Here is a 12,974-nt window from a genome sequence, read left to right as displayed (position 1 = left end):
CGCCGCGGGCAAGCTGAAAAACGGAGGGTCCACACAGTGGAAACCGTAGGCGCGCAGCGCCGGTTTTCTGCTTGAGGGCCGAAGGCCCGTCCCGCGTGAGGCGGGCGAGCTGCCTACGTGCGTCAGACAGCAACGAGGCCGCCCAAGGAGATGGGCAGCAATTCGGCTTTCGCATTGGACGCCTTGCGCTTCACGTCGATGGTATGCAGGTTGCGCGGCCCTTCGCCAGCTCCCCCGATGGACCGATCAACAGCGGGACGATGAAGGAACAGATCAGCTGCCGGTGCGGCTCGAACCGAAATTCGAGATCAAGCTATGCGGTGCCGGTCCCCTTTCTGGCCCACGCCGCCACGCGCCACTAGGCAAGGGCGATGCCTGTCGGTCGGCAATACCGAACGGAGGGCCGTGGCTCAGCCCATGAGCTCGTTGAGGCGGGTTGCTTCGGCTGGCGCCTTGGCGGTTCGGAGACTGCTTGCGGCCGTTTCGGTCAATTCCTCAGGCAGCAACGCAATTTGGTCGAGAGCAGCTAGGTAAGAATGTTGGGGACCTCTGGAGGTGACCTTCTTTGGTTCGTGTTTCAAAAATCCATCTCCAAATCGAGCAATTCCACTACTCTGAAGTCTACACCGTCGGCGGCCATTGTTGCGCGGCATGCAGAACGCGAAGCACACGAATAGTCAAAGGATCCTCGCAATAGACGACGATGTAATTAGCGCGGACAAGCATTTCCCGCGTTCCTTGAATCCGACCATTTCGATATAGTTGCGGGAAATCCGGCAGCTTAGCTACCTTCGCCTCTATGTTCTCCTTTACCCGCTGGGCGGCATCAGGATTGTCATCCGAGATATAGTCGACGATCGCTAACAGATCAGCCCGCGCGAGGCGCGTCCACTCAATTGCGCGCACGGCGCTTCCTATCGATCAGTTCTTGTGCGTCATCCATGACCTCTTGGTGACTCACAGTGGGCTGCTGGTCAGCCAAGGCTTCGATAACTTTGGATCGAAACCATGTATCGTGGGCTTCGGGATCAGACGTCAGTCCGGCGGGCAACCCGCCCTCCTTCGCGACTCTGGTCAACAAGATGCGTACGGCATCTGAGATCGACAAACCAAAATTTGCCAAGTTTTCTGCCGCCGCAGCTTTGAGCTTGTCATCTACGCGGACGTGCAACATCGAAGTATGGGCAGCCATTGCGATATCTCCTGACCTGAACCTGATCCCTATATGTATCTCAATCGAGATACATTCAAGGGTTTCTGCATCTAAAGAGGTCTTCCCCGCCCGCATCGCGGGCTGGGCCTCGGCATGAGGGCGTGGCCCTCTGCACGGCGCTGCCTAGTCGAACAACCGTTCAACCAGTTCCGTGCCGCCGTCTTGCAACAGAATTACGTCGGGAAACATCGCGACCATCAAATCCTGCCAGCTGCCATCTCCGAACCTGAGCGAATGTTTGTCGAAAGCCTTGCTGTATTCGTAGATGCCGAACGTCGGCTTCGCGAAGTTCCAATGGCGCGCCAGCGCCGAGCCGGGTTTGACGAGCGCGATGCACTCCACATCATTCGGCGGATTTTCAACGGGAGATTGCGGCTTCGGCATGGAATATCCTCTTGCTCAAGTTTCGAATCCTAGCACGATCATTGCATCATGCTTCCAAATGCTTCCAAACTTTCCGCCGTCGGGCCGTCAGGACCGGCGGCGGCGCGATTATCCAGGCGGCATCGTTAGCGAGCTGGCGGAAGCCGCGAGCGACGCGATGTCGCGTACTTCTATAAAGACGATCTTCTCGGCACGTTCTGTCCCGACCGGATCGAGAAAAACGCGGCAATGGTCCGCGAACACGGACGAGCAGAGCCGCCAGACGACACCCTCGCGGCCGATCAATCGATAAGTGCCATATTGCGGATCGACAGAGTCGGGTCCGTCGATGATGCGAACGCGCTGGCTGACATAAAGCCAGTTGGCGGCGGCGTTGCTCCTCGCGGTAAGCGCGCGCCAAATCTGTTCGGGCGTCTGGGGCTTCTCGGCCCGGTCAAGCTGGTCGAGGTAGGCCGCAAATTCTTCGGGCGACATGGCGTCGAGGTCGGGCGCATGGGTCATCGCCGCCCGCGCCGCTTTGCGGTGCGGGCGCGATCCGGTTTGGGGCATTCCTCCACCGTCGCACGCCGCCTGCGCTCCTCGCGCCCCCATTCGGCGAATAAGGGGCTGACGTGCGTCTGAATCATGACGTCGAGTTCAAGGTCGTTCATGGCCGCGATCTTCGCCTTTCGGTCGCTTTCCCATTCTACGTCGCTCCGGGGCCGCACCTCGCCTTCGTGAACGATCAGGCGGCCATCCCGGAACATATTCATGTAGGTTAAAAGGTAGCTGCCATTGCCCGGGCATTTGCACCGATTCCAAAAGCGGATGAAGGCGGCGCGATCCGGCTCCGGAATTGCGCGAAGTTCCACCCGCGCCTGCCACCAGTTCCGGGCTGCGCGGTCCCGGTTGTCTTGCTGGTGGGTGACGAATGATCGCGCCCGCGCATCCAGCAATTCCTCTGGCGACGGTTGGCTCTCGCCGATCTCTTCGGCGAAGAGCGGAAACTTTTCGCGATCGAGACGAAGGCGGCGTTCTGCCGCCTTCAATTTCCGGTTGGTCCGCTCATAGGCATAAATGCCTTGGTGTGGGGTGAACCTCATGGCGCTGTTCCCTGCGGCGATCCGCGATCAGGCGTGAGCTTGATCGCGGATCGCAAAATCCTCATGTTTGAAGATGGTGAGCGGGACGCCAGCGGCGCGAAGGCCCTGCGCGAGATTGATCTGGATGCCGCTACCTTCGCAGATGACGGCTTCGACCGGCTGCAACCGCTCTAGCGAGCGATTGCGCTCGAAGGCCGCGCGATTGCCAAGCTGGCGATTGAGCCGGAAGGCGACCAGCGGCACCGCGCGCGCGGCGGCCCATGCGGCGGCGATGGCGTCGGCGCCCTTGTGCTGCGCGGTCGTAACCAATGTCATGGTGGGAATGCGCGATTTGATGGCGTCGAGCCGGTCCCAAAGGGCTTCATGTGCTGTCCAATCGGCCCCGCCTGAAACGACGATGACCGGGCCGCTGGGGGCATGGGCTTCGCGCTTCTGGGAAGCTCTGGCCGCAAGAAAATCGCGGGCGTCGATCTGGGACGCGGTCAGGGTTCTGCTCGTCCGGCTCCCGGTGGTCGCGGACCAAGGACGGCCACATTCGACGCGATAGACTTCGGCGGCATGGTCGCGCATCGCCTCTATGCCCGCGATAGCTTCGTGGAGGGACTGGCAAAAGCGCTGCGCTTCCTCAAGCTTGACGGCGTGAATTTCGGACGGATCGAGGACGCGGGCAAGCTCGCCCAGCTCGCGCGCGGCGTCATCCTCCTGACGGGAAAGCTGCTGCGCGACCTTGTGAAAGCTGTTGACGATGCCCCAAGCGATGCGCGGCGCGATGGTGGCAAGGCGGGTGTCGGAAAACAGGTTGAAAATCTCACCGGTGACTTGGGCGGCAACGATCCGCGCGTCGTCGGCGTCGGGCATGTCTTCGGCGGATGGTTCGTCGTGGATGGAAAGCTGGCTGCTGGCGATTTCGCTGCCGAACGCGCCAGCGAAGGCGTCGGCGCTGGTAAGGCTGGCATAATGTTCGGCGAGGTCTGCGAAGCTGTCGAGGCGAGTCATGTCGAAAATCCCTGTTCGCCGCTTCGGAAAATGGATAAGCATCGAAGCGGACATTGACCAATGTTCAGCCATGAAGGCCGGGAAGGGTTGCGACCCCCTTCCCGGCCTCACTTGTTCAGGCGGTCGCCTTGTCGGCGGTTTCACCCTCTTTCGCGCTCGGGTCTTTTCCCTTCCCTGCGCCCTTCGGAGCATCGGGGGCAGTGCTTTCGCCAAGGCCATCGGCGGGCGCTTCGCTGTCCCCGCCGCCGTCCGTCGGGGGCACTGCCGGTTCGCCGCCGCCCGGAAGTTCCTGCCGCGCGCGGCGACGGGTCCACGAGATGTTGTAGCCATCTTCGTTGTTGGCAAAGAGAGCGATATCCATCGGGCTGCTCATGCTCGGATCGTCGAGACGGCCCTGATAGAAGCTCTCGCCGCTCGACCGGATCGTCTGTTCGAACAACGCCCCGATCTTGACCCAACTGCGGGCGGCGGTCAGCGCCATGACCTCGAACTTGGGAGCGTTCGGATTGTCACTGATGAAGCGGCGCAGACCGATGACATTCGAGAATGCCAGCGTGTCGATCTTCCCGACCAAACCACCTTCGTTGGTTTTGTTGATGTGACCAATATTCGCCATGATGTTTACTCCAGATATTAGGGCAATGCCCGCTTGGTTGTTGTCAAACCGGCGTTTCCGTCTTGACCATTACTTAATAGCGGCCCTATCAAATCTGGTCTATCACATTGTTTTCTTGACGAAATTCCGATCCTCTTTGGTGAGCCGGAGCATCAAAATGCCGTGCGGGAGCGCGGCCGACAAAGAAGCCCGGTCCGACCAGGACCGGATCCATCATGGTCGGGGGAAGCGATGCCCTGCCCCACCTTTCCATCCCCTTCGGAGCCGCCGTCGCAGGCCCCAAGAAGCAGACGGGGGATAGCGCGGGGCAAGCTGAAAAACGGAGGCTCCGCCGCGTAGCGGTGGAAACCGTAGGCCCGCAGGGCCGGTTTTCTGCTTGAGCGCCCAAAGGGCGCGTCCCCGCGTGCCGCCGGATGCGACGCCGGGAGCCTGAAAGGCGGCGTAGAAGGGAGAGGGAAAGGTATGCGCGCACACCGGCGCCGCGACACGCGAACAGCGTGGCGCGGCCTAAGATGCTGACGGCGGTCGCCGATCGGCGACCGACCATATCGCCCTGCCCCTGATCGTAACCCGCAGGGCCGAGACCCGCAGGGGCTCGGCGAGCTTGGTCGCGATCGAAGAATCGCGGCCCTAGCGAGTAGAGCAGGTTGCCGATCGGCGTTTGCCGGTCGGTGGCCCGCTGTTTCGTGCTCAAACTCTCCTGTCAGACTCCTGCATTCATCAAAGAACCTCAGATTTTCGCCATTTCCTATCAACCTACGGGTCTATTTTCGCGATAGCGAGGCGCCGGCGAAGCCGTATTGTCCACGTAAGTCACCACCCCCCTTTCATGCTATAGCGCGACCCCGCAAAATCTGTTTTCATCCGCCTCGGTCGTTCGAGGCCCACGCCGGGCAGCGGCCGAACAACAGCAGGATGAAGACGATGATCGTGACAACGAGCTTGTCGCGCCGGGGCCTTGTGTGCGCCGGCGGAGGACTTTTGCTGACCGGCATATTGCCGATCGGCGACAATGTGAGCGATTGGGGGCACGCCCTGCAGGGCCGCGGCGCCGATCGATTCGAGCGCGCGGAGGAATTCTACCGGGGCTTAGCCGCGGGGCTCTATCGCGATCCCCGCGACCGACTCTATCAGGCGGGGATCGTGGCGCAGCTCGGTATCGGAGCCTATCTGCTCGAACTCGGCGCATCGGACGATTGGTGCAGGCAGCGGATCGGTCTGTTCATCGACAAGGGACTGGCGATCGCGAACCAGGCCGGATTGAATCATCGTCAGCCCGACATGGTTCACCTGGCGCAACTGCTCTCACCCTATGGAAAATGGCGAGGCCCGTTTGCTGCCGATCTGCCGACAATCGGAGCAATCGACCCGCTTCGCGTGTCGGCGACATTGGATGACTTGCTTGAAGCGGTGCGACGCCGGCTCGCCGACGGACGCATCGAGGAGGACGCGCGATGAAATGGCATCATCGTTTGTCGCGAGCCTATTGGCTCTGGGTCCGCGCGAAGCGCTAAATATGCTCGCCAGCTCGGTTCCGACCCGCCGATCCTCGATCAACTCGATCTGGCGATGGATCTATTGTGGCCATTGGCCCGGCGCATGTTTCTCATGCACCGCCTCGACGAGCTGTCCTACGAGGTGATCGCGATCACGGTGGACGTCGACGTGGCAACGGTCGAGCGCTGTGTTGCCGATGCGCTTTTGTCGGTCAGGATGGTTCGCCGGGAGTTCGAGTGAGCCGCTCGGATTCGGGCGTTACGACCTCGGATGTTACCCCCCATTTTTTCGAGTTCGATTTTACAGGGGTTTCTCCACGACGGCTTTGCCGTTCTTCCATCCGGGCATGTGCGCAGCTGGCAAAAGGGAGACTGCTGGATGGAACGTCGGACGCTCATAGGCGGATTGTTGCTCAGCTCGGGGATCATCGGCGTGCGCTGGCCGGTCGCCGCGCGAGGACGGCGCGATAGCGAAGCTAACGAGGAGGCAATGTGGCGTCTGCGAAACGCGCACGAGTTCTTCCCGAAAGCAGATTTCGTGCGTCCCGCTGATCTATTATATCAGGTAGGCATCGTGTCCCAGCTGGCCTTGACGGCTTGCCTCGTGGCGACCGGCTGGTCCGATGATGACTGTCGTCGCCATGTCGGGCAGGACGTGGGCAAAGCCTTTTTCTTGGCAAATGGCGGAGGATTGCAGTTTCACTCCGAGAGTTTCGCGCGGCTGATGCCGTTGCTGTCGCCATACGGACGTTGGCGACCGCCGGCGGCCGTTGACTGGCGGGAGCGCGGCACGATCGACGCCGATGAGGTCAGATTTACGGTGTCGCGTTTGTTGGCAGCGGTGCGGTCGCATCTGGTCAGCGCCGACGCTAAGGCGAAGCGGCAATGATGTGGCGCCACCGCATCGCACGAGCCTATTGGCTGCATGTGCGCTTGAGGCGCTACCCCCTATATGCGAGGAATCTGGGCCCCGACGCGGAGATCGGGGATCAATTGAGACTCGCCACTCAACTCGTATGGCCACTCGCGCGCTCAGTCTTCCTCATGCACTGTGTCGACGAGCTATCCTATGCTGAGATTGCGACGCGTGCTGGCGTAGATATCAGAACGGTTGAACTGTGCATCGGTGACGCAGTCTATTCGATGTGCCTGATATGCGACGAGTTTGAGGAGGCTGCAGGCTGAATTCGGACGGTGGGCATTGCGCGCGCGACGTGCCAGTGGAGCCTTGAGCGCGCCGTGTATTACATTGTTGTCGTTTTGGAACATTTGTCTTACGCATAGCTCATTATCGCTGTGGAGATGCGTATGACGATTTTCAATGTTCGGCTTTCACGCGAGGATGAGGCGGAACTTTCGGCAGCGGCGAAGAGGTCGGGCCGAAGCAAATCCGAGATCGCGCGCGATGCGATTTCTTCTCATCTGAGCAAAATGGCTGACGACGAGAAGCGCTGGGAAACACTTCATGATGACTGGAGCGAATATGGTGCCGCAGTGCTCGACGCCTATGGCGCGCTCGTCGGCGCGCAGGTCGCGAAGCTGGATGCGTTGCGCAAGACGTTCGAGACGCGTCTGGCCGAAATCGAGAGTATGGATTGGGAAAAAGCGATCGAGCCGGTCTATGAGATTTTTCGGCGGAAGGTGATTGAAAAGTCGGGAGCGCACGGCCCCAATCCGTGCATTGAGGGACGCAACATAAAAGAACCGATGGTGACGGGCGTAATCGGATTCGCGGCCGATGATTGCCACGATTTGTCGAGACCGCTTGAGCAGGTCTTCTATGATTATTGCGCTTCCGCCGGTTGGGATGCGTTCGATGAAATTCCCGTCATTTATGCACGCGCGCGGGCACGGCTCGAGGCTGAAGAGAAGAAATGACGATGGCCGATTGCGATTTAGGGATTCGCACGGACGATCCAGTTGATAAGATGCCGATCTTCATATTGTGTTCGGCTCAGAAGCGAGGAGCATTTTAATGGCGCTGCAGGATTTATGGCTCGAAGGCATCGATATCGACGCGGCGCTCTATGATGTTCGCGACGATGATGCGCAAGCTTGGGAAGTGCGGGCACTTGCCGGCGCCAGCATCGGCATCGATCCGATCGCCGGGCTGCGCGCAGTGATCGAGCTCTCCAATGCGTTGGAGCGGATTGTTCGCGCCGAGAGCGAGGGCAAGACGCAGCTTGCGGCTATCCTCGGCCGCGCCGGTGACGATTATCAGCGTTGCCTCTGGTATACCGTTGCGGGCCGCGATCCGCTGGGGGTCGCAACGTCGTTCGGTGAACTCGAGAAGTTGATGGCGGCTCGCGCTATGCTGTGGGTAGAGGCTGGCGATCGCGGGCTTGCTCCAGCGAAGTCGGACAATCCTTATTGGACTGCGGCGCCGGAAGGCCCACGCGCGACCTTCAGTGATCGGTTCGAGCTCGGCGATCATTGGAGGCCCTATCTGCCGTCCGAATTGCTCCCGGAGGACTGACCATGCAGCGCTACTATGTTCTCGACCGGGAAATCGCCGCAGGCGAAGACGGGTTCGAGGCGATGGTGGCGCGGGCCTACACGCTCAAGCAGGCGGTCCGCTGTCTTTGCCGCCGCGATATCGCGCTCGATCTTTATATTTCGCACCGGCATGGCGGGCATGTGCTGTCGCGCTGGCCCGGGACGGGTCCGCGGCACGCTCCGCACTGCGATCATTATGAGGCGCCCGATCATCTGACGGGTCTCGGCCAGGTTCTTGGCAGCGCGATCGTCGACGACATCGACAATGGCGTGACAACGCTGAAGTTCGGGTTCCCGTTGTCGAAGGGACCCGCGCGCGCGGCGCCGGCATCGTTCACGAACGACAAGCCCGATGTGAAGGCGACCGGACAGCGATTGACGATGCGGGGAATGCTGCATTTCCTTTGGGATCGGGCGCAGCTCACCCACTGGCATCCGCGGATGGCGGGAAAGCGCAATTGGTACATCGTGCGGCGCCAACTGCTGAATGCCGCGCTCGGGTGCAAGGTCCGCGGTGACGCGCTTGCGCAGCGCCTCTTCATCCCGGAGCCGTTCAGGCTCGACGACCAGAATGCGATCGAAGGGCGCAGGGCCGCGGAGCTGTCCGTGGCCAGATCGGCGCCCGATCGCATCATGTTGCTGATCGGTGAGGTTCGCTCGATCGAGGGCGCTCGCTACGGGGAGAAGATCCTGGTCCGCCATCTGCCCGATTGGCCATTCTTGATGGACGCCGATATGGCGCGACGATTCCATAAGCGGTTCGCGGCGGAAGAGGAGCTATGGCGTTCGGATGACCGGGACGGCCATCTGATCATCGCTGCGAGCTTCTCGATCGGGACCTCGGGCCTCGCGCAGATATACGAGATGTCAGTCATGCCGGTGACGCGTGAGTGGATGCCCTATGAAGGGCTCGAGGAGCGGTCGCTGGTGACGCAAGCTGTCGATCAACGGCGTCATTTCGTAAAGGGGATGCGCGTCAACCTCGGCCTCGAGGCACCGATCGCGAGCCTCACATTGACCGACACGGGCGCGGAGGCCACCGCGGTCTATCTCGCGCACAATCTGCCGGAACCTCGCTATGACGAGGCGCTCCAACAACTGATGCGCACGCGAGGGGTCGAGCACATGACGTGGCGTCCGGGAAGCGGCCTGCAACCGGCGCGGGCGCGGTCGACCGCTATAATTGCACCCGGGTCAGCGACGGCGCAGTGAACTCGCCATCTATTGGCCTTTTGGGGCGATGTTCCCCACACGTCGTTGGGCATTCGTGTTGCCGCGCGCGATGCATGTCAAAGCCCGTGGCGATCAATTAGGTATGCGAGAATGAGACGACGCAATCGAGCTGTGAGGCCATAGGCGGAAGCGTGTGGGCGCGTAATGACAGCGCAAGAGTCCGAAAGTGACAAGGAAAATCACTCCCCGAACGCGATCAGAACGTCCCGGCATTGCCTCTTCAAGCGCTTCCATCGCAATTTCAGTTCAAAGCTAAGGGTCCACACCGGTGATGGCAACGGCCAACCGATTATTGCGTAGATGGCGCGGCGTATCCGCCGATCCGCGTTGCGACGTCCGATGCCAAGCCGCTTGGAAATCTCGTCGACGCTTCGCCCGTAGGTCTCGAACAATATGTAGGCATCCTGCGTCAGGCCGGGCAGGCGATCGAACCTGCGTTGCGCTTCGGATGGCGCTTCACGAGAGCGTGCATCATCCTGTGGCGATGGTATGGCATTCGTCTCATCAGGCAGAGGACGCCGCCGACGCTGGTGCAGGGTATAGAAATGCGGATAGTGGCGATCGGGCGCAACCCGTCGCGCAAGCCACACATCGAACCGCATCCATCCCGCACAACCAAGGGCATCGGCGATATGCAACCGGCGCCGACGCAAAATCCTGCGCCACGGCGGCACAAAGCGCCAAAGATCGACAGTGGCGACGTCGGCCTCTCGCGATTTCGACGCAGCCGAGCGAAACGATGCGGAAAGGAAAGAAACCACGAAAGTCGCCGCAGCTTCCTCGTCTGTCACGATGTCAGTGCTTGGGGCGGGCCATTTGATTACACCGGCGTAACCGCTTGCCGCAAAGTTGCTTTCGAGATGCTGCCGATATTCGCGGCGCAATCGCCTTTCCAATAGCGCGATGGGCAATCCAGCCTCTTCGGCGTCGAAGCGATCTGTCCCGCCATAGGGTGTGTTGGCGTGTATCAATGTTCGTGCTTCGGCGAGACAAAGAAGGATGCTCTCTTTGTCCGTCACCAGCCTTTGGGCCATCGTTTCGACATCAGCATCGAAGAAATTATGCAACCGGAACAGGGCGCCAGGCAGGGCTGGCAGCCTATTCATTTCGGCGAGCCGCATTTTATCGAGATGGAGCATAATTACCTCCATTCGGGGGAGGCGAAGTGAGGCATCGCGCTGGCGTTGCACTACCCGGCCTTTTCCGCGGCCAGCCTTTCGGGCGGGGATGACCGGTCACGTCATGGACACGATCCAGCAGCGCGTGAAGAAGCGGACGAACCTGCAGGACCGTGAACCCTCCATCATTGGGCTCCGGTTCGTCGAACGGACGAACCTGGTTCCATTTGCAGTAGGGCGTGAGGACAGCCGCCAGACGCGCCATGTCGGGGCAGTCATGTCCAAATCCCGTCGCATTGGCGTATTCGTTGCGCGGCGGACCGAGAAGGTCGAGGACGGATGCAGGGCATTTCGCTTCGCACGGCCCCATGCCTTCATCCATGTCCTTAAATCCGAAGTGCTGGCCGGAGGTCGATTTCGGATTCCAGCGAACAAGGCAGACGATCGCGAGCACTGGCTCGACGGCGCCTGTCTCGTCATAGGGCTGCACGGCCGCGTAATATTCGCCGCCAGACCATACCGACTTCAATAGGCGAAGGCCCTGCGTTCGCTCGGAGCCAGGTGCATAGCTGCACTGGGCATCGAGATAGGCCTTGGGAGAATGAAAGCCTCCCATGTGATATTTTGACATGAACAGCCAACCCATGGCGGTGTCCTTTCTAGAAATTTCGGATGTCTTCGATCGTCGGCGGCTGGTCGGGGCGCATATTGATTGCGGTGCGATCGAATGGATCGATGCAGAACCAGCTCCGTTCGCGGTGATCATACTGATGCCAGCGGCCACCCGTGGGATGGTCGTAATTGTCGAGCGGAAACCATTGTAAATCGCCGGTCGTGAGCGGAGCAGGACCTTGCGGGCTGTCCGCGAGGCGGAGGCCGTTACGCCAAATCGGTTTTGGGAAGGGAAATGCCGGATGAGGCATCGGGACGCGGCCGACATCACCAATCTTCCGGAAGCAAGATAGTGATGACCCGCGTCGTCATCGCCGCGTTCGCGGGATCATCCGAGCCAAACAGACAATCGAGATCATAATAGTCGATCTTCATCCAGACCTTTCGGTCGCGATAAAGAATCGACGCAAAATCACGCTCCGGACTGTCGGTTGCAAAGTCGCAGGTTCGAAAGGCCCTCAGCAGTTCGGCCTGGATCAAGGCGGGATGTGCTCCCGCTTCGGCGCAAAACGTCTCGAGGCAATTGCGAGTGAATAATATGCGCGCGCGGTGGTCGCACCCGAGGCGCGCATCGTCGTTGAGCCGAGCGATCGCAGTCGTGCACGACGCGGAATTGAGGTTGGTCGCCATATTGATTACCATTCGTAGCTGGGGAGTTCATCGGAAGCTGGCGCATCGCGGTCGAACATGATCCACATGCACCTGCGGCGGCGCGCGAACGCCATGCAGGTTGACAAGTCGGCGGGGAGTTCGTCATCATCCGGTTCGGCGACATAGACGAACCAGCCATAATCGGCCTTTTCGAAGACGGCGTGGTCGGTCTGCTTCATCCAGACGTTGCAGGTCTCGAAGGTGAGGTTGCCCGTGGAGAGCACCAGCATCGGCTCGATCATCGGATTTCTCCCCGAGCGGGCTGCAACCAGGCGCGCAAATCGCGCCGCATGAAACCGATCGGCCCGTTGATTTCGGTCACGCGGGCATCGCGAGCAATGTATCCGCGCTCGCGAAAGTCGCCGATGAAGCCACGCATCACCTGGAGATAGAGGTGGCCGCCGGCTAGGGCGACGTCCGTGAACGGGCGGTCGCCATGATCGGTGAGCGGAGCGATTTCGCAGCCGGCATGATTGCCGTAATTGTCCAGCTTGCGCGGCGATGGCGGCCGCGGCCAGCGCGTCGTAATCCCGCCCGCGATCATCCGCTCCGCAAGGTTTTTGGTCAGACGGCTGTCGTAATGCTCGATCGGCGAGCGGGAATCGATAAAACCGTATCGCGCCGAAAGGACGGCGACCTTCGTATGCTGCCGATCGGGCGCTATCGTACGAAGCGTTTGCCAAAGCGGTCCGTCGTAGCGATCGATGGCGGCGGTCCATCCGGGGATGTTCGTTTTCGTCGCGGAACAAGCTAGGATGAGCAGTCGATGGGTCGGGTGATTGTCCATATCGCGCCTCATGCTGCGAGCGACAGGGGATCGGCGGCGAGCGCGCGAGATCCGGTGGCCGCGTGGATCCAGTCGGTCGCGGCTTGAGCAGCGGCGGCGGCCTTGAATATCGCACGGGGGTCGTTTTCGAGGTTAGCGTCCGCGCTCGTGGTGTAATTTCCGGTGTAGGCGATGGTGTATTCCGGGGTGGGGCATGCCCCACCCCGGAATACACCGTCGCTGGTGGCCAC

At 60.7% G+C, this 12,974-nt stretch carries 20 protein-coding genes and 1 pseudogene; 8 read left to right on the top strand and 13 right to left on the bottom strand.

The annotated features are described in order from the left end of the window. Positions 1-621: 621 nt before the first annotated feature. The 7 genes from ATE70_RS24230 to ATE70_RS10335 all read right to left on the bottom strand — a co-directional run bounded on the left by ATE70_RS24230 (position 622) and on the right by ATE70_RS10335 (position 4,291). Positions 622-906, bottom strand: coding sequence for a type II toxin-antitoxin system RelE/ParE family toxin (locus ATE70_RS24230; RefSeq protein WP_058540060.1), 285 nt, complete (start codon positions 904-906; stop codon positions 622-624). Then, on the bottom strand, positions 893-1,192 hold the full coding sequence (locus tag ATE70_RS10360) for a type II toxin-antitoxin system RelB/DinJ family antitoxin (RefSeq protein WP_058537871.1): 300 nt from the start codon (positions 1,190-1,192) through the stop codon (positions 893-895). Before ATE70_RS10360 ends, ATE70_RS24230 begins: the two co-directional genes overlap by 14 nt. A 144-nt stretch (positions 1,193-1,336) precedes the next feature. Next, entirely contained in the window at positions 1,337-1,597 is a 261-nt protein-coding gene (locus ATE70_RS10355) for a hypothetical protein (protein WP_058537870.1), read from the bottom strand. 108 nt (positions 1,598-1,705) lie between these two features. Continuing rightward, entirely contained in the window at positions 1,706-2,098 is a 393-nt protein-coding gene (locus ATE70_RS10350; RefSeq protein WP_058537869.1) for a hypothetical protein, read from the bottom strand. Then, positions 2,095-2,679, bottom strand: a complete 585-nt coding sequence (locus tag ATE70_RS10345; RefSeq protein ID WP_058537868.1) for a hypothetical protein — start codon at positions 2,677-2,679, stop codon at positions 2,095-2,097. Before ATE70_RS10345 ends, ATE70_RS10350 begins: the two co-directional genes overlap by 4 nt. Before the next feature lie 27 nt (positions 2,680-2,706). Next, entirely contained in the window at positions 2,707-3,675 is a 969-nt protein-coding gene (locus tag ATE70_RS10340) for an SLOG family protein (protein ID WP_058538199.1), read from the bottom strand. A gap of 115 nt (positions 3,676-3,790) precedes the next feature. Continuing rightward, on the bottom strand, positions 3,791-4,291 hold the full coding sequence (locus ATE70_RS10335) for a DUF736 domain-containing protein (RefSeq protein ID WP_058537867.1): 501 nt from the start codon (positions 4,289-4,291) through the stop codon (positions 3,791-3,793). A 996-nt stretch (positions 4,292-5,287) separates the two neighbouring features. Here ATE70_RS10335 and ATE70_RS10330 point away from each other — a divergent pair. From ATE70_RS10330 to ATE70_RS10305, 7 genes are all read left to right on the top strand, one after another. Beyond that, on the top strand, positions 5,288-5,749 hold the full coding sequence (locus ATE70_RS10330; RefSeq protein WP_156419781.1) for a hypothetical protein: 462 nt from the start codon (positions 5,288-5,290) through the stop codon (positions 5,747-5,749). Between the two features lie 6 nt (positions 5,750-5,755). Beyond that, complete coding sequence (locus ATE70_RS25745; RefSeq protein WP_331458532.1) at positions 5,756-6,028, top strand: sigma-70 region 4 domain-containing protein; 273 nt, start codon at positions 5,756-5,758, stop codon at positions 6,026-6,028. Positions 6,029-6,166: 138 nt separating this feature from the next. Further along, the gene (locus tag ATE70_RS10325) at positions 6,167-6,676 is read left to right on the top strand and encodes a hypothetical protein (RefSeq protein ID WP_058537865.1); all 510 of its coding nucleotides are present in this window, start codon (positions 6,167-6,169) and stop codon (positions 6,674-6,676) included. After that, positions 6,673-6,972 carry a sigma factor-like helix-turn-helix DNA-binding protein gene (locus tag ATE70_RS25820; RefSeq protein WP_058537864.1) on the top strand — a complete coding sequence of 100 codons (300 nt, stop codon included), beginning with the start codon at positions 6,673-6,675 and terminating at the stop codon, positions 6,970-6,972. Before ATE70_RS10325 ends, ATE70_RS25820 begins: the two co-directional genes overlap by 4 nt. Positions 6,973-7,095: 123 nt before the next feature. Further along, on the top strand, positions 7,096-7,665 hold the full coding sequence (locus ATE70_RS10315) for a TraY domain-containing protein (protein WP_058537863.1): 570 nt from the start codon (positions 7,096-7,098) through the stop codon (positions 7,663-7,665). A 97-nt stretch (positions 7,666-7,762) separates the two neighbouring features. Next, positions 7,763-8,263, top strand: a complete 501-nt coding sequence (locus ATE70_RS10310) for a hypothetical protein (protein WP_058537862.1) — start codon at positions 7,763-7,765, stop codon at positions 8,261-8,263. Positions 8,264-8,265: 2 nt separating this feature from the next. Beyond that, complete coding sequence (locus ATE70_RS10305) at positions 8,266-9,495, top strand: DUF1173 domain-containing protein (protein WP_058537861.1); 1,230 nt, start codon at positions 8,266-8,268, stop codon at positions 9,493-9,495. 200 nt (positions 9,496-9,695) lie between these two features. Here the strand turns inward: ATE70_RS10305 and ATE70_RS10300 are convergent, their stop codons facing one another. Both ATE70_RS10300 and ATE70_RS24810 read right to left on the bottom strand, forming a co-directional pair. After that, positions 9,696-10,655 (bottom strand): RNA polymerase sigma factor, encoded by a 960-nt coding sequence (locus ATE70_RS10300; RefSeq protein ID WP_156419780.1) that lies wholly within the window; start codon positions 10,653-10,655, stop codon positions 9,696-9,698. Beyond that, positions 10,639-11,265 carry a hypothetical protein gene (locus ATE70_RS24810; protein ID WP_156420177.1) on the bottom strand — a complete coding sequence of 209 codons (627 nt, stop codon included), beginning with the start codon at positions 11,263-11,265 and terminating at the stop codon, positions 10,639-10,641. The genes ATE70_RS10300 and ATE70_RS24810 overlap by 17 nt, the downstream gene beginning before the upstream one ends. Here ATE70_RS24810 and ATE70_RS24805 point away from each other — a divergent pair. Next, positions 11,264-11,458 (top strand): hypothetical protein, encoded by a 195-nt coding sequence (locus tag ATE70_RS24805; protein ID WP_156419778.1) that lies wholly within the window; start codon positions 11,264-11,266, stop codon positions 11,456-11,458. The genes ATE70_RS24810 and ATE70_RS24805 overlap by 2 nt on opposite strands. 115 nt (positions 11,459-11,573) lie before the next feature. On the opposite strand, the gene ATE70_RS10285 is transcribed toward ATE70_RS24805, so the two are convergent. From ATE70_RS10285 to ATE70_RS25165, 4 genes and pseudogenes are all read right to left on the bottom strand, one after another. Then, positions 11,574-11,936 carry a DUF3768 domain-containing protein gene (locus ATE70_RS10285; protein ID WP_058538198.1) on the bottom strand — a complete coding sequence of 121 codons (363 nt, stop codon included), beginning with the start codon at positions 11,934-11,936 and terminating at the stop codon, positions 11,574-11,576. Positions 11,937-11,941: 5 nt separating this feature from the next. Continuing rightward, the gene (locus ATE70_RS10280; protein WP_058537857.1) at positions 11,942-12,199 is read right to left on the bottom strand and encodes a DUF5983 family protein; all 258 of its coding nucleotides are present in this window, start codon (positions 12,197-12,199) and stop codon (positions 11,942-11,944) included. Beyond that, on the bottom strand, positions 12,196-12,744 hold the full coding sequence (locus ATE70_RS10275; protein WP_058537856.1) for a hypothetical protein: 549 nt from the start codon (positions 12,742-12,744) through the stop codon (positions 12,196-12,198). The genes ATE70_RS10280 and ATE70_RS10275 overlap by 4 nt, the downstream gene beginning before the upstream one ends. A gap of 8 nt (positions 12,745-12,752) precedes the next feature. Beyond that, a pseudogene (locus ATE70_RS25165) lies at positions 12,753-12,974 on the bottom strand (hypothetical protein); the annotation flags it as partial.

The sequence above is a fragment of the Sphingopyxis sp. H053 genome (assembly GCF_001468225.1).
GTDB lineage: Bacteria > Pseudomonadota > Alphaproteobacteria > Sphingomonadales > Sphingomonadaceae > Sphingopyxis.
This window is presented reverse-complemented; position numbering and strand designations above follow the sequence as displayed.

Excerpts from the sequence above, each read along its gene's own strand:
- ATE70_RS10345 (WP_058537868.1), bottom strand. The coding sequence starts at position 2,679 with ATGAGGTTCACCCCACACCAAGGCATTTATGCCTATGAGCGGACCAAC.
- ATE70_RS24810 (WP_156420177.1), bottom strand. The coding sequence starts at position 11,265 with ATGTCAAAATATCACATGGGAGGCTTTCATTCTCCCAAGGCCTATCTC.
- ATE70_RS10275 (WP_058537856.1), bottom strand. The coding sequence starts at position 12,744 with ATGGACAATCACCCGACCCATCGACTGCTCATCCTAGCTTGTTCCGCG.
- ATE70_RS10315 (WP_058537863.1), top strand. The coding sequence starts at position 7,096 with ATGACGATTTTCAATGTTCGGCTTTCACGCGAGGATGAGGCGGAACTT.
- ATE70_RS10310 (WP_058537862.1), top strand. The coding sequence starts at position 7,763 with ATGGCGCTGCAGGATTTATGGCTCGAAGGCATCGATATCGACGCGGCG.
- ATE70_RS10340 (WP_058538199.1), bottom strand. The coding sequence starts at position 3,675 with ATGACTCGCCTCGACAGCTTCGCAGACCTCGCCGAACATTATGCCAGC.
- ATE70_RS10325 (WP_058537865.1), top strand. The coding sequence starts at position 6,167 with ATGGAACGTCGGACGCTCATAGGCGGATTGTTGCTCAGCTCGGGGATC.
- ATE70_RS10350 (WP_058537869.1), bottom strand. The coding sequence starts at position 2,098 with ATGACCCATGCGCCCGACCTCGACGCCATGTCGCCCGAAGAATTTGCG.
- ATE70_RS10360 (WP_058537871.1), bottom strand. The coding sequence starts at position 1,192 with ATGGCTGCCCATACTTCGATGTTGCACGTCCGCGTAGATGACAAGCTC.
- ATE70_RS10280 (WP_058537857.1), bottom strand. The coding sequence starts at position 12,199 with ATGATCGAGCCGATGCTGGTGCTCTCCACGGGCAACCTCACCTTCGAG.
- ATE70_RS10285 (WP_058538198.1), bottom strand. The coding sequence starts at position 11,936 with ATGGCGACCAACCTCAATTCCGCGTCGTGCACGACTGCGATCGCTCGG.
- ATE70_RS10305 (WP_058537861.1), top strand. The coding sequence starts at position 8,266 with ATGCAGCGCTACTATGTTCTCGACCGGGAAATCGCCGCAGGCGAAGAC.
- ATE70_RS10335 (WP_058537867.1), bottom strand. The coding sequence starts at position 4,291 with ATGGCGAATATTGGTCACATCAACAAAACCAACGAAGGTGGTTTGGTC.
- ATE70_RS10355 (WP_058537870.1), bottom strand. The coding sequence starts at position 1,597 with ATGCCGAAGCCGCAATCTCCCGTTGAAAATCCGCCGAATGATGTGGAG.
- ATE70_RS25820 (WP_058537864.1), top strand. The coding sequence starts at position 6,673 with ATGATGTGGCGCCACCGCATCGCACGAGCCTATTGGCTGCATGTGCGC.
- ATE70_RS10300 (WP_156419780.1), bottom strand. The coding sequence starts at position 10,655 with ATGCTCCATCTCGATAAAATGCGGCTCGCCGAAATGAATAGGCTGCCA.
- ATE70_RS24805 (WP_156419778.1), top strand. The coding sequence starts at position 11,264 with ATGAACAGCCAACCCATGGCGGTGTCCTTTCTAGAAATTTCGGATGTC.